This is a genomic window from Paenibacillus sp. JJ-100, from assembly GCF_948329825.1.
Classification (GTDB): Bacteria; Bacillota; Bacilli; order Paenibacillales; family Paenibacillaceae; genus Paenibacillus.
In genome coordinates this window covers 950,853-973,544 of the sequence record NZ_CAOJCM010000002.1, presented here as the reverse complement: position 1 = coordinate 973,544, position 22,692 = coordinate 950,853, and the positions used below count along the sequence as shown (strand labels likewise).

At 49.8% G+C, this 22,692-nt stretch carries 15 protein-coding genes; 14 read left to right on the top strand and 1 reads right to left on the bottom strand.

The annotated features are described in order from the left end of the window. Positions 1 to 83 precede the first annotated feature (83 nt). The 9 genes from dnaJ to PQG66_RS10950 all read left to right on the top strand — a co-directional run bounded on the left by dnaJ (position 84) and on the right by PQG66_RS10950 (position 6,966). A complete protein-coding gene (dnaJ, locus tag PQG66_RS10990; RefSeq protein WP_272037708.1) occupies positions 84 to 1,202 on the top strand; it encodes a molecular chaperone DnaJ in 1,119 nt (372 codons plus the stop codon). Between the two features lie 185 nt (positions 1,203 to 1,387). Beyond that, positions 1,388 to 1,756, top strand: a complete 369-nt coding sequence (locus PQG66_RS10985) for a hypothetical protein (RefSeq protein ID WP_272038143.1) — start codon at positions 1,388 to 1,390, stop codon at positions 1,754 to 1,756. A gap of 31 nt (positions 1,757 to 1,787) precedes the next feature. Continuing rightward, on the top strand, positions 1,788 to 1,967 hold the full coding sequence (locus PQG66_RS10980) for a YfhD family protein (RefSeq protein ID WP_272037707.1): 180 nt from the start codon (positions 1,788 to 1,790) through the stop codon (positions 1,965 to 1,967). After that, positions 1,960 to 2,355: a hypothetical protein gene (locus tag PQG66_RS10975; protein WP_272037706.1), complete on the top strand. Its 396-nt coding sequence runs from the start codon at positions 1,960 to 1,962 to the stop codon at positions 2,353 to 2,355. Before PQG66_RS10980 ends, PQG66_RS10975 begins: the two co-directional genes overlap by 8 nt. A 169-nt stretch (positions 2,356 to 2,524) precedes the next feature. After that, positions 2,525 to 3,490: a 50S ribosomal protein L11 methyltransferase gene (gene prmA / locus PQG66_RS10970; protein ID WP_272037705.1), complete on the top strand. Its 966-nt coding sequence runs from the start codon at positions 2,525 to 2,527 to the stop codon at positions 3,488 to 3,490. 3 nt (positions 3,491 to 3,493) lie between these two features. Next, on the top strand, positions 3,494 to 4,177 hold the full coding sequence (locus tag PQG66_RS10965) for a site-2 protease family protein (protein ID WP_272037704.1): 684 nt from the start codon (positions 3,494 to 3,496) through the stop codon (positions 4,175 to 4,177). A gap of 135 nt (positions 4,178 to 4,312) precedes the next feature. Continuing rightward, positions 4,313 to 5,077, top strand: coding sequence for a 16S rRNA (uracil(1498)-N(3))-methyltransferase (locus PQG66_RS10960; RefSeq protein ID WP_272037703.1), 765 nt, complete (start codon positions 4,313 to 4,315; stop codon positions 5,075 to 5,077). A 2-nt stretch (positions 5,078 to 5,079) separates the two neighbouring features. Further along, complete coding sequence (gene mtaB / locus PQG66_RS10955) at positions 5,080 to 6,426, top strand: tRNA (N(6)-L-threonylcarbamoyladenosine(37)-C(2))-methylthiotransferase MtaB (protein ID WP_272037702.1); 1,347 nt, start codon at positions 5,080 to 5,082, stop codon at positions 6,424 to 6,426. A gap of 105 nt (positions 6,427 to 6,531) precedes the next feature. Further along, positions 6,532 to 6,966: an NUDIX hydrolase gene (locus PQG66_RS10950; protein WP_272037701.1), complete on the top strand. Its 435-nt coding sequence runs from the start codon at positions 6,532 to 6,534 to the stop codon at positions 6,964 to 6,966. Between the two features lie 81 nt (positions 6,967 to 7,047). Here the strand turns inward: PQG66_RS10950 and PQG66_RS10945 are convergent, their stop codons facing one another. Continuing rightward, positions 7,048 to 8,046, bottom strand: coding sequence for a Na/Pi cotransporter family protein (locus PQG66_RS10945; protein ID WP_272037700.1), 999 nt, complete (start codon positions 8,044 to 8,046; stop codon positions 7,048 to 7,050). A 187-nt stretch (positions 8,047 to 8,233) separates the two neighbouring features. Here PQG66_RS10945 and PQG66_RS10940 point away from each other — a divergent pair, with 187 nt between their 5' ends. The 5 genes from PQG66_RS10940 (at position 8,234) to PQG66_RS10920 (ending at position 22,527) form a co-directional block, all read left to right on the top strand. Further along, a complete protein-coding gene (locus PQG66_RS10940) occupies positions 8,234 to 9,610 on the top strand; it encodes a class I SAM-dependent rRNA methyltransferase (RefSeq protein ID WP_272037699.1) in 1,377 nt (458 codons plus the stop codon). Positions 9,611 to 9,823: 213 nt separating this feature from the next. Further along, on the top strand, positions 9,824 to 13,327 hold the full coding sequence (addB, locus tag PQG66_RS10935; protein ID WP_272037698.1) for a helicase-exonuclease AddAB subunit AddB: 3,504 nt from the start codon (positions 9,824 to 9,826) through the stop codon (positions 13,325 to 13,327). Then, entirely contained in the window at positions 13,324 to 17,820 is a 4,497-nt protein-coding gene (gene addA / locus PQG66_RS10930; protein WP_272037697.1) for a helicase-exonuclease AddAB subunit AddA, read from the top strand. The genes addB and addA overlap by 4 nt, the downstream gene beginning before the upstream one ends. 106 nt (positions 17,821 to 17,926) lie before the next feature. Then, entirely contained in the window at positions 17,927 to 19,111 is a 1,185-nt protein-coding gene (locus PQG66_RS10925; protein ID WP_272037696.1) for an exonuclease SbcCD subunit D, read from the top strand. Further along, on the top strand, positions 19,108 to 22,527 hold the full coding sequence (locus tag PQG66_RS10920) for an SbcC/MukB-like Walker B domain-containing protein (RefSeq protein WP_272037695.1): 3,420 nt from the start codon (positions 19,108 to 19,110) through the stop codon (positions 22,525 to 22,527). Before PQG66_RS10925 ends, PQG66_RS10920 begins: the two co-directional genes overlap by 4 nt. Positions 22,528 to 22,692: the final 165 nt, after the last annotated feature.

Sequence of the window (22,692 nt, the reverse complement as noted above, 5' to 3'; positions counted from 1 at the left end):
GGAAAGTCATAGCCGGGGCTCCCGTGCTTTGACTTTCCTTTTGTCACGATGTGCGATAAGGTGAATGTTATGGGGGTGGAAGAGTGGCTGAAAAACGTGATTATTATGAGGTGCTCGGCGTAAGCAAAAATGCGAGCGACGAGGAGATCAAAAAGGCATACCGTAAGCTAGCTCGTCAGTATCACCCTGACGTGAACAAAGCAGCGGATGCGGAGGCCAAATTCAAGGAAGTAAAAGAAGCTTATGATGTCGTAAGTGACAGCCAGAAGCGTGCTCAGTATGACCAATACGGTCACATTGATCCAAACCAGGGTGGATTCGGTGGTGGAGACTTTGGTGGCGGTGGATTTGGCGACATCTTCGATATGTTCTTTGGTGGTGGCGGTGGACGTCGTGACCCGAATGCTCCGCAACGGGGAAATGACTTACAGTACACCATGACCATTGAGTTTAAGGAAGCTGTATTTGGCAAAGAAACGGATATTACGATTCCACGTACTGAAAGCTGTGATACTTGTCACGGCTCAGGAGCCAAGCCTGGAACGAAGCCTGATACGTGTACAGTCTGCCACGGGAGTGGGCAACAGGAGGTGGTTCAAAATACACCGTTCGGTCGTATGGTGAATCGTCGTGCTTGCTCGAATTGTAGTGGTACTGGTCAGATTATTAAGGAAAAATGTACAACGTGCAGCGGCAATGGTAAAGTTCGCAAACAGCGTAAAATCCATGTTCGTATTCCTGCAGGTGTAGATGACGGTGCACAGCTACGTATGACAGGCGAGGGTGAAGGTGGTCTTCGTGGCGGTCCGGCAGGGGACTTGTACATTGTTATTCGTGTGAAGTCTCACGACTTCTTTGAACGCGAAGGCGATGACATCTACTGTGAAATTCCACTTACGTTTGCACAAGCGGCATTGGGGGATGAGATTGAGATCCCGACACTGACCGAGAAAGTGAAACTGAAAATTCCGGCAGGTACACAGACTGGAACGTATTTCCGCCTCAAAGGAAAAGGCGTGCCGCGCTTGCGGGGCATGGGCCAAGGGGATCAGCATGTAAAAGTGGTTGTCGTAACACCTAGCAAGTTAAGTGATGAGCAGAAGGAACTCCTTCGTCAATTTGCTGCGTTAGATGGCGAACAAACACATGAGCATGAGCAGTCCTTCTTTGATCGAGTAAAACGTGCCTTTCGCGGCGACTGATTATAATGAGAGTAATGACACCTTTCGATGAATCGAGGGTGTCTTTTTTTATGTGAATTGATTGTACGGATGCAACGAGATTGGGGGATTCGGTATATTTTGGGCTCTGTTGCGGAAAGATAGCATGGCGGGAACGATATATTAAACAGATGTACTGTGAGAGAACGAAGGAAGCAGGTGAGCAAGTGACGGAGAAAAATATTTTGGCCTATTTTCATAGCCCCGAGCAGGCACAGGGAGCGGTCAAAAAATTGGAGGCGCTGCGTGTGGAGGACATATCCATCAATCGTTTCAGCCGTTATGCGGGTGTAGGGCCGAGCGGAGCTTCCTACAGACCAGGCGTTTCTGGCAGTTACTCATCATGGGTACCTGATGCGATGCAGACGAATGCCAGCTCAGGGATTATGGCTGCAGCAGACCCTACTGCTAGCGGAATGAGTGATGGCGGACAAGGTGGCCCTACGGGCCGGGACATACTATTGACAGTTGTTGTAGATGAATCGGTACATCACCGGGCGATGTCAATTATTGAACAAGCCGGTGGAATGATCTAATTTCGAGGTAGCCAAAGGGAGGAAGAGCAAGATGGGAAATCGACAACGACCAGGTGAAATTTTAACAAAAACAGAAAAAATGAAACAATTGCAATCTGCGAAAAACGAGGATGTGGAGTTCAGCGCTGAGATGGCAGATCACGAGGATATCGAAGCATTGCGCCGTGGTGAGGCAGCCGATCGGCGTCAGGCGCGGGAAATTCATGACTGAAGATCGCTCGGCGGTCACATTGGAAGCTATATTCTCAAGTTGGTCTGAAGCAGAATCTGCACGTAGAGCACTTGAGCTTCTGTATTCCAACCAGCTAAATATTAAAAGTATACGTGAACATACAGGGGGATCTGAACCCGTTTTTAACCCAGAAGATCAGTCACCTACAGCAATGGTTGGTGGCTTCAGCGGGGAGTTGAATGTGCTGGCTCTCATTAGCGATGAGACTGAGATACTATCGGAAGGACAGGTCTACGACGATCTGCCAGAAGAAGTAGCTCAAAGCATGAGGCCGAAGCAGGGCGTTTTGCTGACGGTATCCGTCTCCCAGAATGCATTGCCACAGACCGCTGAGATCATTACTCGAAATGGTGGACGGTTCTGTTAGTTTTGTTTATAAGTAAGATTCACCAGACACGAAAGATGAGACAGGATATTCAAGCAGTTAGACTGCGGATATCCTGTTTTGTTTTCTTTTATGGCTATGTTTTGTGCTCTGGCTTGCTTGTGTAGTACAATAGTTGGGATGTTCCAATAATGAGGAGGCAAAACCACGTATGTTATGGCATGAACTAACAATACATACCACAGAAGAAGCTGTGGAGATGATTTCGAATTTTTTGCATGAAGCGGGAGCTGGAGGGGTATCGATTGAGGAATCCGGCACTTTAAATAAAAAAAGGGATACAACGTATGGCGAGTTATATGATGTTCCCCTGAATGACATTCCCGAGGGTTGTGCGGTGATCAAAGGTTATTTCTCCGAAGGGACGGACATGACTGCATTGCAGGCAGAGGTGAATCCGAGAATTGAGGAACTGTCCGAGTTTGGTATTGATGCTGGAGAGATTCGGTATGAGACGCGTACAGTGGATGAGAATGATTGGGCAACAGCCTGGAAGCAATATTTCAAGCCGGTACGTATATCGGATCGCCTGACAATTAAGCCAACTTGGGAGGAGTATACACCTGAGAGTGCGGCTGAGAAAATTATTGAGCTGGATCCGGGGATGGCCTTTGGTACAGGGACACATCCAACGACAACGCTCTGTCTGCGTACACTGGAACGCGTCATTCAGGGCGGCGAAGAAATTATCGACGTGGGTACGGGGTCTGGTATTTTGGCGATTGGGGCGGTTCACCTGGGCGCAAAGCACGTGCTCGCACTGGATCTTGATCCGGTAGCTGTTACAAGTGCAATGGAAAATGTAGAACTGAACAACATGCAAAAGGAGATTACCGTTAAGGAAAGTGACCTCTTATCTGTTCTGGGAAGTCAGGACCCTGCCTTGGGCGTAAAACTCCCCGTAAAAATTATCGTTGCCAATATTTTGGCTGAAATTATTTTGCTGTTCGTCGATGATGTGTATAACGCACTGGAGTCTGACGGTATTTATATCGTATCGGGCATATGGAAAAATAAAGAGCAGGTTGTACATGATGCTCTTGTATCCGCTGGATTTGAAGTGCGTGCGATTGAGCGTGAAGAGGACTGGCTAGCATTTGAAGCCAGAAAGAGGTAAGCGATGGATTTTTTAGATCGGATATTCCGTCTTCCACTGGAACAATTGCCGTTTTTTCTCGTAACCATTTTGATTGCATTTACGGTTCATGAATTTGCGCATGCGTATTTCGCTAACAAATTCGGTGATCCAACAGCGAAGCTGCTTGGGCGGGTCACGTTAAATCCGGTTGCGCACTTTGACTTGCTGGGCGTACTGCTGCTCGTGATCGCAGGTTTTGGATGGGCACGGCCTGTTCCCGTGAATCGCAGCAATTTTGATAAACCTAGATTAATGGGAACGATCGTTTCTGTCGTAGGTCCACTGAGTAATCTGCTGCTGGCCATCATCGGTGCAATCATCTACGGAATATTGTTTGGATCCGGGGTGTTGGGAAATATTGAGAATGAACGGGTTGTTACAGCTCTAATGACGTTCTTACCGATGTTCAGTATTACGAACTTCTTTTTGTTTATGTTCAATCTCATTCCACTTCCACCATTGGATGGTTATCGTATTCTTGAAGATGTGTTACCACCTTCGACCAGTCGCAAACTGCAGGGGGTAGAGCACTGGTCTATCTTTGTATTCCTGCTGATTCTGGTTATCCCGCCATTGCAGGCCGTCACCATTCAACCGCTCTATTTGTTTGCTAATCATATGTACTTGGATTTAGTAGGTCTGGTTATTGAATTATACCGATCATGATCATCTAGCATTTGGCGTATAAAGCTGGTCAGAAACACATAAAAGTTGTATGATCATCTGTGGCGACTGGATTCTCGCCTGCTCTTGTGCAAGGAGAATCCCAGTCATAACAGGAAAGAATGGGTGGACAGACATATGCAGCGATATTTTATATCTGCAGAACAGTTCAGTGAACATGATGTTCGTATTACCGGGGATGACGCCCGTCATATTGGTAAAGTCATGCGCGGCAAGCCTGGAGACAAGCTGATTGTCAGCGACGGAAACTCCAGGGAAGCGCTGGTTGCCATAGAGAGTATTGAAACAGGCGAAGTGAGAGCTGCCATTTTGGAACCGCTGGTTATGGATCATGAAGCAAAATGGAATGTAACCGTGGCACAAAGTTTGCCTAAGGGTGACAAGATGGAGACGGTGATCCAGCGATGTACGGAAATCGGTGCCGTATCGTTTGTACCTTTTTTATCTGAACGTACGATTGTACAGTACGATGCCAAGAAAGAAAGCAAACGTTTGGAGCGCTGGCGCAAGATTGCCAAGGAAGCTGCAGAGCAGAGTCATCGTAACCGCATTCCTCATGTTGAGCAGCCGCTTTCCTGGAAAGGGCTGTTATCTTCTTTTAGGGACTATGATCTGGTATGTTATTGTTATGAAAAAGAGGATGGCAAGCAGCTTGGCGATGTTCTTAAGCTGTTTGCCAAACAGCATGCTCCTGATACAGGAGCAAATGTGTTGATTGTTGTTGGGCCTGAGGGCGGATTTTCCGAGAAGGAAACGGCCCAGGCAGATGAAGCAGGGGCAATATCTGTAGGACTGGGCAAGCGTATTTTGCGAGCCGAGACAGCGGGTATGGCTGCACTGACTTGTGTTTTATATGAATCCGGAGAAATGGGGGGAATGTAATTATGCCATCCGTGGCGTTTTACACCTTGGGCTGCAAAGTTAACTTTTATGATACAGAGGCCATCTGGCAATTATTCAAAAACGAAGGATACGAACAGGTCGATTTCGATGAACAGACAGCGGATGTGTATTTAATTAATACGTGTACCGTAACAAATACAGGTGATAAAAAGAGCCGACAAATCATCCGTCGTGCCATTCGTCGCAATCCGGATGCCATTGTTGCGGTAACTGGATGTTATGCACAGACATCTCCAGCAGAGATACTGGACATCCCTGGCGTTGACCTGGTCATCGGAACCCAGGATCGAGATAAAATTTTGCCATACGTCAGAGAAATTCAAGAATCCCGTCAACCGGTTAATGCGGTGCGTAACATTATGAAAACTCGTGTGTTTGAAGAGATGGATGTACCGGATTTTGCGGATCGTACACGTGCCTTCCTCAAAATTCAGGATGGTTGCAACAACTTCTGTACGTTCTGCATCATTCCTTGGTCCCGTGGTCTATCTCGCAGTCGTGAGGCCAACAGCATCGTTCAGCAGGCACATCAATTGGTACAAGCAGGTTACAAAGAGATCGTTCTGACAGGGATTCATACAGGCGGGTATGGGGATGACATGGAAAACTATGATCTGACCGACTTGCTGTGGGATCTGGACAAAGTGGAAGGTCTGGAGCGCATCCGGATCAGCTCGATTGAAGCAAGCCAGATTGATGACCGGATGTTGGACGTCATTAAACGTTCAGACAAGCTGGTTCGTCATTTCCACATTCCGCTCCAAGCAGGAGATGACACGGTGCTGAAACGGATGCGCCGCAAATACACAACCGAAGAGTTCTACAACAAAATGTTGCGTATTCGTGAGGCGATGCCGGATGTGGCGATTACTACGGATGTGATCGTTGGTTTCCCGGGCGAAACCGATGAGATGTATCGGAATGGCTATGAGTTGATGCGTAAAATTGGCTTCTCGGAAATGCACGTATTCCCTTATTCCAAACGTACAGGTACCCCGGCAGCGCGTATGGAAGATCAAGTGGATGATGAAGTCAAAAATGCACGCGTACATGAACTGATCGAGCTGTCTGAACAAATGCAGCTGGAGTATGCCCAGAAATTTGTTGGACAAGTATTAGACGTTATTCCTGAAGGTGAAGCGAAAGGTCGCGAAGGCAGTGGCAAGCTGCATGGTTACAGTGATAACTACATCCAACTTGTGTTCGACGGAACACCAGACATGATAGGTAAAGTGTGCCGCGTGAAGTTGATGGAAGCAGGTGCTAATGAAAGCCAAGGCACGCTGGTTCGTGTAATGGAAGAGAATTTGAAGTCTGCCGCGATGTAATCAAGGCATTATGAACAAGGACATCATTTCCTTGGGGAACGTACCCGAGGAGATGAGGTCCTTCTTTGCCAAAAAAGCTAATTGAATGGGATGGGGGAGATCAGTATGAACAAAAAAGAAATTTCAGCAGGTGGGGTTGTCTATAGAACGGGAGAAGACGGCCAACTTCAAATTCAGCTTATTGTGGATCGGTATGGGAAAACGACACTTGCCAAAGGTAAAATGGAAGAAGGAGAGACCATCGAGCAGACGGCACTCCGTGAAATTTTAGAAGAAACAGGTATGGTGGGTCGTATCGTAGAGCCGATCGATATCATCGCTTATACGTATGAACATGCCGAATTTGGTCCAGTGGACAAGGAAGTGCATTATTACCTTGTGGAAGCACAAAGTGGTGACTTGCAGCCTCAGATTGAAGAGATCAAGGGTGTAGACTGGTATGCTCCTGAAGAGGCATGGGCCAAACAACAGCAGAACGGGTACGATAACAACGATAACATTCTGCGGGTGGGCTTGAACAAATTAGGCATCCACGTGTAAAATGGCACGAAGTTACATTTGAACGATTCTCTGTCTATCTCCACGATTGGATGCCGATATGCGGCATATCATGACAACCTATTAAACGACGGGTGTCTTGGTTGATGAGGCGTGAACAGGTGGCTTATGCCAGATGGGTAGGTAACAGAACGGTAAGGCCAGTAATGAACTGATGATGTTAAAAAGGGTCTGGGCATGCGCAATCTGTGCCCCGTTGTCCGCTGACAGCCAGGCCGACGCTGCATGCAGCTGGCCGATCAGCGGCATAAATAGCAGAGCTCCCGCAATGTTGAGCACAACATGGGAGGCTGCTACAAATTTGCCTGCGGAGGCTCCGCCCGCAGCTGCAATAACTGCGGTGATACAGGTCCCCACGTTGGACCCGATCACAATTGCGATGCCGATCTCCACAGGCAAGACACCTGTGGCGGCCAGTGTAATCGCCATGCTGATTACTGCGGCGCTGCTGTGAATCAAGGCGGTCAAGCAGGCACCGGCAAGGAAGCCCCACCACAGGCTATCCGCAGAACGCTCCAGAAACCATTGGAATACGCCCATACTTCTTAGTGGAATGGCAATAGATTGCATAACCTGTATGCCTGTCATAACTAGAGCGAAGCCTGCTATTGCAAGAAAGCTGAATTGTATACTTGCTAAGCTACGGCGAGTGCGTTCAGGAGCCGCCTGATTGCGTTCACCGAGGACAATGAATATGGCCCAGCCTGTTAGGGACACGAGCAGCAAGGGAAGTGAAGCTCGCCCAATCTGAAGCCCGATCAGTTCTGTCGTCAGACAGGTTCCAATGTTCGTTCCAAGAATGATGCCGAGTGTTCGGCCATAGGTGATTAATCGGGCGTTAGCTAGTCCAATCGTGAGCACCGTCACGGCAGTACTACTCTGTAGCAAGGCGGTGGCACCTGCGCTGAATGCCATCCCCTTCCACGGGGCAGAAGTGGCACGGTTCAGCCAGTCGGCTAGCATTGGACCTGCCATACGCTGGAGTGCTGTCTCCATCAGTTTCATCCCGCCAAAAAAGATTATAAGTCCATATAGCAGAGGTAGAATTACTTCTCTGAACATGATTCCATCATTCCTCCCGTTCAATGCCTTATCACTTATCCTATGTGGAGATAGAGACAAGCATGACAAGCACAGGGGAATCAAAAAAATCTGAGGACAACAGCGATCGTAGGATCAATTCGTCCCTGGAGCGTCTTGCCGCTCACACCTATCTTTTCAACTAACCTAAGAAAGAAGTGGATCAAACTTGCCATCCGTTACACTGGAGCGTAGTCGCAAAAAGCGGCTAGAACATGCACATCCCTGGATTTTCAAAAATGAAATTGCATCTGTAGACGGTAACCCGGAACCCGGAGATATCGTTAATGTACTCAATCATCAAGGTCGCTACTTGGCGACTGGATATTATAACCCGGCTTCTCAGATTACCGTTCGTGTTGTTTCCTATCAACCTTTGGCATTTGAACAGATGGATACTGCTTTTTTTGCAGCACGTTTCCATGATTGTTTACGCCACCGGGAACGCTTTATTCAAGATGGCGAAGCCTATCGTCTCGTTTATGGTGAAGCCGATTTTTTACCAGGATTGATCGTTGATCGGTTCGGCGACATTTTGGTTGTGCAGATCCTTACACTTAGTATGGATCGCTGCCGTGAAGCGATCGTGCAAGCTCTCATTGAAGTGATGCAGCCGGAGGGCATTTATGAGCGCAGCGATGTATCCATTCGTGAACTGGAAGGTCTGGAGCAGATCAAAGGGCCACTCTATGGAGAATGTCCGCGTCATGTGACGGTGACGGAGAACGGGCTGCTCATCAAAGTAGATATTGTGGAAGGACAGAAAACAGGATACTTCTTCGACCAGCGTGAAAATCGTGCGGCCATCGAGCCGTTGATGAAAGGCTGGGGATACAAAAGTGGAATCAATATGCAGCAGGTCGAGTACGAAGGGACTGAACAGCTTCTACCTGTTAACAAGAGCGGCAAAGTGGTTACTTTCCCGTATTGGGACGGCGCTACTGTACTGGAATGTTTCTCTCATACTGGTAGCTTTACGCTGAATGCATGCAAGTATGGAGCCAAAAAAGTAACCTGTCTCGATATATCTGAACATGCCATCGAAAGTGCACGAACCAATGTCGAACTTAATGGTTTCACAGATCGGGTTGAGTTCGTGGTTGCCGATGCTTTCCAGTACCTGCGTGAGCAAGTGAAAGGCCTCGATGAGCGCAATGCACGAGCACGCGCAGCTGAACAAAAAGTGGACACGTCCAAGGCGCTGTCCAGCGCTGGAAAAACGTTCGATGTGGTCATTCTCGATCCTCCTGCATTTGCCAAAACCAAATCGGCAGTCAAGGGAGCATGCCGTGGATACAAAGACATCAACCTGCAAGGCATGAAACTTGTCAATGAGGGTGGATATTTAGTAACCGCAAGTTGTTCATACCACATGCGCCCTGACCTGTTTCTTGAAACGATTGCAGATGCAGCGGAGGATGCTGGCAAAGTTCTTCGTTTGATCGACTGGAAAGCCGCAGGCAAAGATCATCCGCAAATTTTGGGTGTAGATGAAGGGCACTATCTTAAATTTGCTATTTTCGAAGTACGGAGCAAAAAGCAATAGAAGTATTCTATTTTTGGGTAGTACTTAAATGAACAATTAGATTAATTCCATTTTTTATGGGTTAAGGTCCACAGTGGGTATCACTGAGGGCTTTTTGCCATGTGCGGAGATGATCGCCGTTTTTGGTGGATCATGGCAAACATACGTTCCGAATAAGCAAGGTATGGTATACTGAAAATTAAAATCTTGCACGTGCAGTTTGGAGGATGACACATGTCCGTTCGCTTTGTTATTGGCCGGGCAGGCAGTGGTAAAAGTACACTGATCACCCGGGAAATTACATCCCTGCTTCAACAGGAGCCGCAAGGTAAACCGCTGATTTTGCTTGTTCCGGAACAGAGCTCATTTCGGACAGAGCAGGCGCTTGTGTCTTCAGGAGGAATTAAAGGCATGATGCGTGCCGAGGTGCTTGGATTTCGCCGTCTGGCTTACCGCGTTATGCAAGAAGCTGGTGGTTCTGCCCGCATTCCGATTGGAGCCGAGGGTAAAAAGATGCTTTTATATAAAGTTATACAGCGGCGAAAGGAAGAATTACGACTATTCGCTGCTTCGGGAAGCCAGCTTGGGTTTATTGGGGATCTGACCAATCTATATGGCGAGTTTAAACGCTATGAAGTTCATGCGTCAGCACTTGAAGATGGGCTTAAGGAATGGAACATTGCGGCGAATTCACCTATTCTGGAAGACAAACTTCATGACTTGAATCTGATCTACCATGACTATGAGAAGGAATTGACCGATTTATATATAGATGATGAGGACACGTTGAATGAACTGACGGGTCGTTTGCCAGAAAGTACATGGCTGCAGGGAGCAGAAGTGTGGATTGACGGATTTCATAGTTTCACTCCACAAGAGATGAGTGTGATTGGACAACTGATGTTACAGACCTCGTCTGTGACAATTGCCCTGACGCTTGATCGTGCTTACGAGAAAGGAGTGCCCCCAGGGGAACTGGAATTGTTTTATCCAACGGCAAGTGCTTATGTGCGGCTCAAAGGCATGGCTGAACATTTAGGTGTGTCTAGCGAGACTACCGTTCTTCATGATGAAGTTCTACCGAGATTTAAGGATCGCCCTGGACTTGCGCATCTGGAAGCGGGTTTTGATCGTCGTGTCCGCTGGAGAAGTAACGGTGAGGACTCCGGGATATGCTTGTTCGCTGCGGAGAATCGACGGGCAGAGCTGGAGGGAGCTTTGCGTGAAATGCGCCGTCTGGCCCAGGAAGATGGAGCAAGATATCGTGAGATGGCAGTACTGGTTCGTGGATTAGACAATTATGCTGATATTGCTGAACCGCTATTCAAGGATTATGATGTTCCGGTGTTTATGGACCGTAGACGGAGTGAATTACATCACCCATTATCTGAATTTATTCGCTCGGCACTGGATATCGTTCGTCGCAACTGGCGATATGAAGATGTGTTTCGTTGTGTGAAAACCGATCTGCTGCTTCCGCTGGATGGTTCTATCACGCGTGAAGATATGGATCAGCTGGAGAACTATGTACTGGCTTGCGGTATCCATGGATATCGCTGGACGGATGGAAGGCCATGGAAATATGTCCCGAGTCTGTCTCTGGAGGACAACGGTCAGGAAGGACACAGCCGAGGACGCGATGCTGTGTTATCTCTGATGGAGAGCTGCAGAACGGTAATCACAACTGCACTGGGCACGTTTGAGAAACGAATGAAAAGAGCAAAAACAGCTGCCGCTCAGTGTGAGGCGTTGTTTGGCCTGTTAGAGGATGCGAACATTGCACATAAGCTGGATCAGATGTCTGCTCAGGCCAAGGCGCAAGGTGATCCGGAGCGATCCAGAGAGCATCGCCAAATGTGGGGAGCAGTGCTGGATCTGCTAGATCAGATGGTTGATATGATGGGCAATGAGCGTCTGGATATCAATTTATTTGCGGGCATGATGGAGACAGGATTGACTGAACTCAAGCTGGGGCTTGTTCCTCCGGCGATTGACCAAGTGCTGTTTGGTTCCATGGATCGCACCCGTTTGCGTGATATCAAATATGTATTTATTCTTGGAGCGGTCGATGGAGAATTGCCAGCGATCCCTCAGGACAACGGTGTATTAACCGAGCAGGAAAGATCTCTGCTCACAGAGAGAGGCATGGGGCTTGGACCAGGTGCCACAAGACTTATGCTGGATGAACGTTTTCTAATCTATACGGCTTTGACTGCTGCGAGTAATCAGTTATGGCTGAGCTATCCCGTGACAGATGATGAAGGGAAATCATTACTACCATCCGAAATTGTGCGCCATATACGGAAAATGTTCGGATTGCAGGAGCAGCCATTACTTGTACAGCCGCCAGTTTCAGATCTCGACGCTGTACATCTCTCTTACGCTATTCATCCGGAACAGAGTCTTTCAATGTTGATTGGACAGCTGCGCAGGTGGCGCAGGGGTGAAGACATACCCGAGATATGGTGGGCTGTCTACAATTGGCATGTTACCCGCGAAGCGAGCCGCCCGCAACTTGAACGGTTACTCGGCTCTGTCTTTTATCGTAATCGTGCACTCCGGCTGCAAACATCAACCAGCCGCCGGCTGTATGGTACGGAGGTACGGACAAGTGTCTCACGCATGGAACGTTTCGTAGCATGTCCGTTCTCTCACTTTGCATCGCATGGTCTAAAGCTTAAGGAGCGGCAATTGTATCGTCTTCAGGCTCCGGATATTGGTCAGTTGTTTCATGCTGCACTGAGTCAACTGGCGATGCGCCTACGTGAGGAGAATCGTAGCTGGGGCAGTCTGACACCGGAACAATGTCGCCAGGAAGCTGAGCAAACGGTGGAGAAGATTGCTCCACAGCTCCAGGGCGAGATTTTGTTAAGCACGAAGCGTTACGGGTATATTTTCCGCAAATTAAAAGATATCGTCAGCCGAGCATCGGTTATTTTGGGCGAGCAGTCCAGGCGCGGCAGCTTTGAACCGATTGGGCTTGAACTTGACTTTGGCCCTGGTAAACCTCTGCCGCCTCTGCGTTTTGAGCTGGAGAACGGGTGTGTACTGGAGATTGTCGGCCGGATCGACCGTGTAGATGTCGCTGAAGGTGAGAATGGCCTGCTACTCCGAGTGATCGACTATAAGTCCAGTCAGACGGATCTTAAACTTCATGAGGTCTACTATGGATTGTCGCTGCAAATGCTTACCTATCTGGAGGTATTGCTCAGTGCGGCGGAGGAATGGTTAGGGGAAACGGCTTTGCCGGGAGGCACTCTTTATTTCCATGTGCATAATCCGCTACTGCAATCCGCGAATGGCATGACATCGGAACAGGCGGGGCAAGAGCTGTTGAAACGTTTTAAAATGAAAGGTCTGTTATTGGCAGATCGCGATGCGATTGCTCAGATGGATCATACGCTGGATAAAGGACATTCCGCAATCATACCGGTCGCATTGAAAGCGGATGGCAGCTTCTATAGTAGTGCCGCTGTAGCGACGCCAGAACAGTGGGATACACTACTGTCTGCCGTACGTGGTAATATTCGTGAGATCGGAACCCGAATTACTGATGGAGATACAGCGATTGAGCCGTATCGTATACAGCAGGAGGTCGCCTGTACTTTCTGTCCATACAAACCAGTCTGCCAATTTGATGAAAACATCGAAGGGAACGACTATAAAATACTGTCCAAACCGGGCAAACAGCACATCTGGGATATGCTGTCTCACAGCAGGGAGGAGGAATCGTTATGACGCATATGCCTAAACCGGAAGGCAGCTTCTGGAGTGATGATCAATGGAGCGCCATCTCTGAGCATGGAGAAGATATTCTGGTCGCTGCGGCTGCAGGATCGGGAAAAACAGCGGTTCTGGTCGAGCGGATTATACGTAAAATAGCCGATCCTTCTCAAGGGTTCAGCGTGGATCGATTGCTTGTTGCCACGTTTACGAAGGCGGCGGCTGCCGAGATGAAGCAGCGTATTCGAGAGGCATTGGAGCGTGCGCTCGAGGAACAGCCCGAGGATGAGCACTTGCGTAGACAGTTGTCATTGCTTGGACGAGCCTCCATTACGACACTGCACTCCTTCTGTATGGAAGTCATTCGCAGGTATTATCAGCAGATTCCGCTTAATCCGGCTTTTCGTATTTTGAATGAAAATGAGGCCGAGATGCTTCGCCAGGAACTGCTTGAGGAGCTATTTGAGGAAAAGTATGGCGAAGAGGACGAGGGCAGTACGTTCCGCGAATTGGTGGACTGGTTCAGTGGAGAGCGAAACGATGATGCCATGCACCGGTTGGTGCAGCGTCTGTACGATTTCTCGCGAAGCCATTCCTGGCCAGATCACTGGCTCATGGAGATGGCCGAAGCTTTTCAGGTGGAAAGTGTAGAGGCGTTGGGGCAATCAGCATGGGTGCAGAGCATTTTACGGGATGCGGCTCTCGCTCTAAGCGGGGCAGCAGGACTGCTGCGACAAGGGATTCAGGTTTCCTTACAGCCTGAAGGACCAGCACCTTATGCAGAGACACTCAAAGAAGATTTGGCTATGGTTGAAGAGCTTTTATCCGCAGTTGAAGTGATGCCTTGGGAAAGGTTGCCTGAAGTATTCCAGCCGGCTGTATTTGGTAAATTGAAACCGTGTAAGAAAGATCAGACGGACCCCGGGCTACAGGAACAGGTAAAAGAACTGCGCGAAACAGCCAAAAAAGCAGTCGTGGATCTAAAAGGTTCTCTTTTTGGAAGAAGCGCTTTTTCCTTCTGGCAGGAGCTGGAACAAGCCGCGCCGCTTATGAAGGAACTTTCCAAGCTGGTAAGTACGTTTGGCGAGCGTTATCGTCAGGCGAAGCAGGAACGTGGTCAGGTTGACTTTAATGATCTGGAGCATTACTGTCTGCACATTTTGCGGCATGAGGACTCTACCCCTCAACATTCGATGCCTTCGGATGCAGCGATGGAATATCGTGCACGTTTTGATGAAGTGCTGCTTGATGAATATCAGGATACCAATACGGTCCAGGAGGACATCGTTAAGCTGATCTCCAGAGAGAATCCGGGTAACCGATTCATGGTGGGTGACGTTAAGCAGAGTATTTATCGTTTCCGGTTAGCTGAACCAGGTCTGTTCATGAACAAATACCGCAACTATACAGCGAGTACTCGTGTGGAGACGGATGACAACAGAGAGCGCACGGCAAATAGGGGTATTGGAACGGGGAAACGAATCGACCTTGCTCGTAATTTCCGCAGTCGTGCCGAAGTTGTCCATTCCGTTAACCTCATATTCAGACAGTTGATGAATGAAGGGGTCGCAGAGATTGCATACGATGAACGGGCTCAGTTAGCATATGGTGCTTCCTTCCCATCAGAAACACTTGGAAGCGAAGCGTATACACCTGAGCTCATGTTAATTGATCGCCAAGGCAGTGGGACGGATATGTCCGAAAATATGGAAGAGGGTGTGGATGCGGCAGCTGCCGCAGAACTGGAGAGTGCTGAACTCGAAACGGCTCAACTGGAAGCACGCGCCATCGCGTCTCGGATACGAGAAATGGTCGGAGAAACAGACAAGCCTGCTCTGAGCGTGTATGACAAGGCGCTACAAACGATGCGTCCGGCACGTTATGGAGACATTGTTATTTTGCTTCGTTCCACATTGATGTGGGCTCCGTTGATGATTGAGGAATTCAGACAGCAGGGCATCCCCGCAGGTGGAGAGCAGAGCAAGGGATACTTTCAAGCGACGGAAGTTGAAGTGATGTTATCTCTATTACAACTTGTGGACAATCCAAGACAGGATATTCCTCTGGCTTCTGTACTCCGTTCTCCCATAGTTGGTTTGAATGAAGAAGAGCTTGCTCAGATTCGTCTGGGCGACAAAAGACAGTCCTTCTATGATGCCGTTGTATCTGCTACAGGGGATTGGGGAGATGAACTAAATGTAGCCCGTCAGCGTTCTGAGCAGAGACAGCATACAAAGGTTGACCGTGTGATCCAGATGCAATGGCCGGAAGGTTGGTCAGAGATCGAACAAGCACAGCGGGAATCAGCCGCTACTATTGAGCTGGAAGCTGATCTGAAAGCTGGTTTGGAAGATCATGCTCGAACTGAAATACGTGAACAAGAGTCTGGCTCTATGGATGGGAACGAATATGCTCACTCACCGTTGCAACAGAAACTCATTCATTTCATGCGACAACTGGAACAGTGGAGACTTGAGGCAAGACAAGGTAGCTTAAGTGAGCTGATCTGGCGTATTTATCGGGATACCGGATATCTCGACTGGGTTGGCGGTCTTCCTGGTGGTCAGCAGCGCCAAAGTAATCTGAAAGCATTATACGATCGGGCACGTCAATACGAGGAAGCTACTGCGAACCGCGGTTTGTTCCGTTTCCTCACCTATGTCTCCCGATTGCGGGAAAATGGTGGAGATCTCGGAACGGTATCTAGTGGTTCAGGGGAACAGGACAATGCGGTACGAATCATGACGATACATCGAAGCAAAGGTCTGGAGTTCCCGATTGTATTTGTCGGCGGCATCTCTAAATTGTTTAATCAGCAGGATCTGCATGCACCGTTTCTGATGCATAAGGAACTCGGATTTGGCCCTAGATTCGTGGATCGTGATAACAGAGTTGCCTATCCTACTTTAGCCAATCTGGCTATTCGTCGCCGTGCTCAATTTGAACTACTTGCCGAAGAGATGCGTGTGTTATATGTGGCATTAACTCGGCCAAAAGAAAAAATGGTACTGGTAGGTACGGTGAAGGACGCTGTCAAAAAGGCACAGGCTTGGTTACAGGTTAAGGATAGTCCCGAGCTGGCATTACCAGATTATCTCCTTGCGGCTGGACGAAACTATCTGGACTGGATCGGACCAGCACTGATCAGGCACCGGGATGCTGCCGTGTTGCGTGAGCTTGCAGGTGATCCTGATTCATATGCAGCTTGCCTTGCAAGTGATGAATCACGCTGGAGCATATCCGTGGTTGCCGCGGATCAAATGTCCCGTAGCACGAATACAGACGTTGTGCAGAGTGAAGAGGATGAGACCACTGAACTTCGAAGAGAACGAATGTCGGCACTGCAAACGATGCAGCCGGTTCGATTAATATCATCAGCGGAAATCCCAGAGCAGTCAGACGGGATGACAGGTATTGATTTTGCTGAGGTTGAATTCGTCGAATCTGAGAAAGGCATAGATGTGAGTTCAGACCTGAAAGAAGGATCACATGAAGAAAACGTGATGGATGAACCGGGTAGAGGTGATACACTGTTAGGTACTACGTTGGTACGTGAGATTGAGAAGCGGCTTTCCTGGACATATCCATATGAATCAGCGTCTCAGGTGGCAGCAAGCACCTCGGTGACTGAAATCAAGAGCTCTCTTTTGATGCAGGAGGATGTCTCGTATCCTGTAATGGAAGAGTTACAAGAACGAGCTGAAACAGCCTATTCAGAACATCCACTAGACATAAACAATATGGATCGCTCTAAGGAAGGAACGCTGCCAATACAGCAGGAGTTGTTGGATCCCCGTAATCATCGTGAACCTGCATCAAGTTCTAATGCGGCTATAAACGCGGATGTTAGCGAGACTATACCGACCGAATCTTCATTTAAACTGCACCTACGCCGTCCAAAATTTATGAGTGAGAGACAACTGACGGGAACAGAACGGGGAATCGTGTATCATACGCTGATGCAGCATCTCCCTCTAGATGGGTCTGCTGTGGATGATACAATTGTTGATGAGACTATTGCCCGACTACTGACCCTTCAAATTTTGCTTCCTTATCAGGCAGAGGCGATTGAACGAGGAGAACTGACATCCTTTTTTGGTACGCAACCAGGAAGAGAAATGCTGCGTGCGGCATGGGTCAAAAGAGAAATTCCATTTACTTATGGTCTTCCTTCACATCAATCACCGGCCAAGTGGCTTCATGAATTGCGGTTGAACGAGGATCAAGAGAAGTTGAGTGATCGGATTAAGGTAGAAGCTACACTGGAAAACGAAACCGTGCTTGTCAGGGGGATTATTGACTGTCTCTATGAAGTCGATGGCGAACTTGTTCTGCTAGATTATAAGACGGATCGGGTGCTGGAACATCGCGGAGGACTGGAACCTTTAGTTGAAAACTATCGTTTCCAGCTAGAGCTGTACGGGCGGGCTATCGAAGATATATTGGGTCGACAAGTTGACCATACATGGCTTTACTTTTTTGATGGTGGTCATGCGGTTAGATTGTAGAAGAGTCTGTCTGCTTTGCATCCATGGAGGGTAGAACCCATAAATAACAATATAAGAAATGATGTAAGGAACCAGAGAGACATAGGGAAGAGAGGTGTAACGGACGATGCGTATTTTGCATACGGGAGACTGGCATCTGGGGAAAACGCTTGAGGGACGAAGCAGGCTTCGTGAACAGGAGGATTTTGTCGATGAACTTGTCAAATTAGCTGATGATCAGCAGGCTGATGCCATATTAATGGCTGGGGATGTGTACGATTCGGTGAACCCGCCTGCCTCGGCAGAGCAGCTGTTTTATGAGGCGGCAGCACGTTTGACGGAGCAAGGCAGACCACTCGTTGTTATTGCAGGTAACCATGATCAACCTGAGCGTGTAGCCTCGGTGACTCCGCTTGTAAACAGACAGGGGATTACACTGGTAGGTACACCGGTATCAGAAGCTGTCACGATTCATACACGTCGAACAGGAGAGACTGCTCATATTGCGGCTCTGCCTTACCCATCAGAAGCGAGATTAAATGAGCTGTTAACGACTGATGGGGATGAGAATATACTTCGTCAAGCATACAGTCGCAGAGTGGGTATGTTAATGCAGCGGCTCACTTCCTCCTTTCGTCCAGATACAGTGAACCTCGCGATGAGTCATATCTATGTACTGGGTGGAGTGGAGAGCGATTCGGAGAGGCCTATCCAGGTTGGCGGAGCTTACACTGTAGATCCTTCTTCCTTGGCTACAGGGGCACAATACACCGCTCTGGGACATCTGCATCGGGCACAAGCCGTCAAAGGTGACGGTATTATTCGGTACAGTGGCTCTCCGCTAGCTTATAGCTTCTCGGAAGCGGGACAGAGTAAATCGATTACGATGGTCGATCTGACACCGGGCGGAACGGCACAAGTGGAAGAAGTGCTGCTGACCTCAGGCAAACCGCTCGTTCGATGGAAAGCGAGAGGGGGGCTCGCTGAGGTGTATCGCTGGCTGGATGAAGGACGTGACTCACAAGCTTTCATTGATATGGAGGTTTGGCTGGAGGATGCCATGTCACTCAAAGAGATTCAGCAGTTGCGCAAGGCTCATGAAGGTATCATTCATATTCGTCCGGTGTATCCGGAGATGGAGGCTGCCGGGTTTATGGAGCAGCGCTCCGAGCTGCCTGTACATGAACTTTTCCGCAAATTTTATCAGCGTCAAACCGGCGGAGCACAACCAGAAGACAGCCTCGTACAGTTGTTCCTGGAGCTTGTGGACGAAGATGAGCCAGGTGTACGCGAGGAGGTGGAAGGCAGATGAAGCCGATTTTACTGAAAGTCGCAGGTCTGCAAAGTTATCGTGAGATGCAGGAGATTGATTTTACAGTGCTGACCGAGACGGGGCTCTTTGGTATTTTCGGGCCTACCGGCAGCGGTAAATCTTCCTTACTCGACGCGATAACCCTTGCGATGTACGGCAAAGTGGAACGGGCGGTTAATGGTACACAGGGCATTATGAATCATGCCGAAGATTCACTTTCGGTTGCTTTTACATTTGAGTTAGCTTCGGCCGGCGGAACCCGGAGATTTCGAGTAGAACGGCGCTTTAAACGTAATAATGATGTGTCCGTGAGCAACACGGTCAGCAAATTTATCGAGACGATTGATGGGGAAGATCAGGTGCTCGCCGATAAATTGGCCGAAGTTAACCGGTGTGTTGAAGATGTGATTGGGCTGAAAATGGATGATTTCACAAGGGCGGTTGTTTTGCCGCAAGGGAAATTTGCCGAGTTCCTTTCACTAAAAGGTAGTGAGCGGAGACAGATGCTTCAGCGGCTCTTTCATCTGGAGAAATACGGAGACCAACTGGCAATGAAGTTAAGTCGCCGGGTTAAGGATAACGACATGGCCCATCAGGCACTTGCTGCGGAACAACAAGGTCTGGGCAATGCGAGTAAAGAAATGCTTGAAGAAACGAAACGTATGCTTCAGGCTGCCGTTCTGCATGCACAAGAATCACGAAAAGTGCTGGATTCAGCGGTGAAGGAAGCGGAACAATTCAGCCGAATTCGTGAGCTGAGTCAGGAACGACAAGCACGAATCGCAGAGCAGCAGCAACTTCAGTCCAAAGCAGGACAGATTGAAGCGGATGAAGAACGTTTGAAGCTCTCGGGGACAGCTGAAATGATGTTGCCTGCGCTTCAGACGGTACGTGACGCTTCAACAATGTGGAAGCAGCGCAAGACAGAGGCAGAAATAGCCCGGCAACAGGCAGAGGCGCATGAACGTTTGGCTGTGCAAGAATCCGAAAAAGCAGAATCGGCCCGGCAGGAGCTTGCAGCAGAAGAGCCCAAATTGCTCCTGCGTCTTGACCAATTAGAGCAAGCCAAGGAGTTGCAACGGGAACGTGATGCTTTGCAGACCGATTGTTCGAAGCTTGCGGAGCTGATGGAGAAAGGGCAAGTTGAACAGGAAACGTTGAAGCAGCATCTGGATAAGGAGCAGGAACTCCAAATGCGAGGACGTAAGCGGCGTGAGGAATTGCAGGAGAGTCTCAAGCCGAACGAAGTGAAATCCGACGAACGCAGACAGCTACAAGCAGCGCTAGAACTGAAACACCGGATCGACACAGCTTCTGAGCAGGTGAAGCAGCATAAAACGGACATGCAGACATATCAGCAGTCTGCAGAACAAGCCGCGGCGAAGCTACAAGCCGCGGCCGAGGAAGAGAGACGACTGGCTGAACAGCGTCAGCAATTGATAGAACAGGCGTCAGCAGATCTTGAGGCGTTGCTTGCTTGTGAGCAGGATGTCAGCCGCGAACAGCGCTTGCTCGCCCGGGCGGAGGAACAGCTGCGCAGCACGATGCGTGAGCAGGAGCTGCACCGGCTGTCCACCGCCCTGCGCGCCGAGCTGCGCGACGGTGAGCCGTGCCCGGTGTGCGGCTCCGCACACCACCCCCTCCCGGCTGCGTCGCCGGGAGAAGGTCCGCACGCAGACGATGCGGACCTGGAACTGCTGCGCAGCCTGCACGCGGAGCTGCAGGAGCTGCGCTTCGGGCTGCGCCAGCAGCTGCACGAACGTCGCAGCCTGCTGACGCAGCTTGGCGCTGCGGCCGGCGATGCCCTGGCCGCTGCCGAGGCCGCGCCTGCGGCTGCGGAGCCCGAGCCTGCCGGATCGCCCGAGGAGGGGCGATCTCCGGCAGGCTGGGCAGCGCGTGCCGCTGCGCTGCGCGAAGCCGCGCAGGCGCTGGCTAGCGCAGCAGCGCCACTGCAAGGCGAAGCCGCCGCGTTGCAGCAGGCGGCTTCGGGCGCGCAGCAGCGCCGCATGGAAGCGGCAGCTGCGCAGGAGGCCGGCCGTGCCGGTCTCGCCCAGGCGGAGCGCAAGCTGGCCGAGAGCGAAGCCGCTGCGGCTGCATTGCAGAGCCGCTGGGCCGCGGAACTGCCTGACATCGACCAAGCCGAGGCCGCTGGCCTCTATCAAGCGATGCAGGAGCGCGATGCACGCGCCGAAGACATCAAGGAACGTCTGGCCAAAAGCGTGACCTTCCTTGAGGAGAAAGAGCAGCTTGTCCAATCATTGCAGCAGAAGCTGGTGGAATTGGACAAGCAGCTGATCCAGTGGCAGACGGAATGGCAAGGCGTCAGCAAGCAGCTTGCGGACAAAGAAGAACGTCTGCGTCAGTGGGTTGGTGCGCAGCGGGTGGAAGATTTGATCCGCGGGACCCAAGCTCGTCTGCACGAACTGCGCAAGACTGCAGAGGAAGCTGCACAACGTTTTAAACAAGCAGATGCGCAGAAGCAAGAGTCGGTAAAGCGCGACGTCATGACACAACAGGCTGTGGTTTCGGCAGCAGAACATCTGGAACAGGCACAGGAGCGCTGGGTGCGGCTACTCGAGCAGTCTCCGTTTGAGACAGATACTGCGGTTACACAAGCAGCAATGGCTGCAGAGGACGCTGAACAGCTCAAGAAAGAGATTCAGCATCACCGCGAACGAGAGCGTGAACTTGCGTCTCAGTTGCGTGAGTTAGAACAGAAGCTGGATGGTGCGGTTATTACCGAAGAACAGTGGGCGGCGTGCACTGAACGATTAAAAGAGGCGAGACTTGAGGATGAGAGAGCGCTGCAAGCGAAAGCTCGTGCTGAGCGGGATCTCGAAGATGTGCAGAAACGGCATGTTCGCTGGACGGAGCTGGAGACGAAACGGCTGGAGATCAGTCATCAGGGCGAGTTACTCAGCAAGCTACAGAGTGCGTTCAGGGGCAATGCATTTGTCGAATACATTGCAGAAGAGCAACTAATGCAGGTGAGTCATGCGGCCTCTCAGCGCTTGCGTTTCCTGACCAAGCAGAGATACTCCCTTGAAGTGGATTCAGGAGGCGGTTTTGTTATTTGTGACGATGCCAATGGCGGTGTAAGACGTCCGGTGTCTACATTATCCGGCGGAGAGACATTCTTGACTTCACTATCATTGGCCTTGGCATTATCCGCTCAGATTCAGTTACGTGGACAGTATCCGCTTCAATTTTTCTTCCTGGATGAAGGGTTCGGCACACTGGACCCGGAACTGCTGGATACGGTGATTACCTCACTGGAAAAGCTGCATGACGATCGGCTGGCGGTGGGGATCATCAGTCACGTACCTGAACTGCGTGCGCGTTTGCAGCGCAAACTTGTTGTGATTCCGGCGGGGGATGCGGGTGCAGGATCGAGAGTTGTGATGGAAAGCTTGTAGGGCTTTAGCCTTTAATGTGTAAGTGGATATGATTGTAAAAGTATCCTTTTTTCGATCTACTCTGATCACGAGTGAGTTTCATCACAGATACAGGTTCATCGTGCTGTTATAATACAGTTAAGCCGACAACTTGTTTAAGCCCCTCGTCGGACATCTGTCCAGGAA

What these genes read in the sequence shown, in the direction of transcription:
- PQG66_RS10980 (WP_272037707.1), top strand. Translation starts at nt 1,788, where the DNA reads ATGGGAAATCGACAACGACCAGGTGAAATTTTAACAAAAACAGAAAAA.
- PQG66_RS10975 (WP_272037706.1), top strand. Translation starts at nt 1,960, where the DNA reads ATGACTGAAGATCGCTCGGCGGTCACATTGGAAGCTATATTCTCAAGT.
- prmA (WP_272037705.1), top strand. Translation starts at nt 2,525, where the DNA reads ATGTTATGGCATGAACTAACAATACATACCACAGAAGAAGCTGTGGAG.
- PQG66_RS10965 (WP_272037704.1), top strand. Translation starts at nt 3,494, where the DNA reads ATGGATTTTTTAGATCGGATATTCCGTCTTCCACTGGAACAATTGCCG.
- PQG66_RS10960 (WP_272037703.1), top strand. Translation starts at nt 4,313, where the DNA reads ATGCAGCGATATTTTATATCTGCAGAACAGTTCAGTGAACATGATGTT.
- mtaB (WP_272037702.1), top strand. Translation starts at nt 5,080, where the DNA reads ATGCCATCCGTGGCGTTTTACACCTTGGGCTGCAAAGTTAACTTTTAT.
- PQG66_RS10950 (WP_272037701.1), top strand. Translation starts at nt 6,532, where the DNA reads ATGAACAAAAAAGAAATTTCAGCAGGTGGGGTTGTCTATAGAACGGGA.
- PQG66_RS10945 (WP_272037700.1), bottom strand. Translation starts at nt 8,046, where the DNA reads ATGTTCAGAGAAGTAATTCTACCTCTGCTATATGGACTTATAATCTTT.
- addB (WP_272037698.1), top strand. Translation starts at nt 9,824, where the DNA reads ATGTCCGTTCGCTTTGTTATTGGCCGGGCAGGCAGTGGTAAAAGTACA.
- addA (WP_272037697.1), top strand. Translation starts at nt 13,324, where the DNA reads ATGACGCATATGCCTAAACCGGAAGGCAGCTTCTGGAGTGATGATCAA.
- PQG66_RS10925 (WP_272037696.1), top strand. Translation starts at nt 17,927, where the DNA reads ATGCGTATTTTGCATACGGGAGACTGGCATCTGGGGAAAACGCTTGAG.
- PQG66_RS10920 (WP_272037695.1), top strand. Translation starts at nt 19,108, where the DNA reads ATGAAGCCGATTTTACTGAAAGTCGCAGGTCTGCAAAGTTATCGTGAG.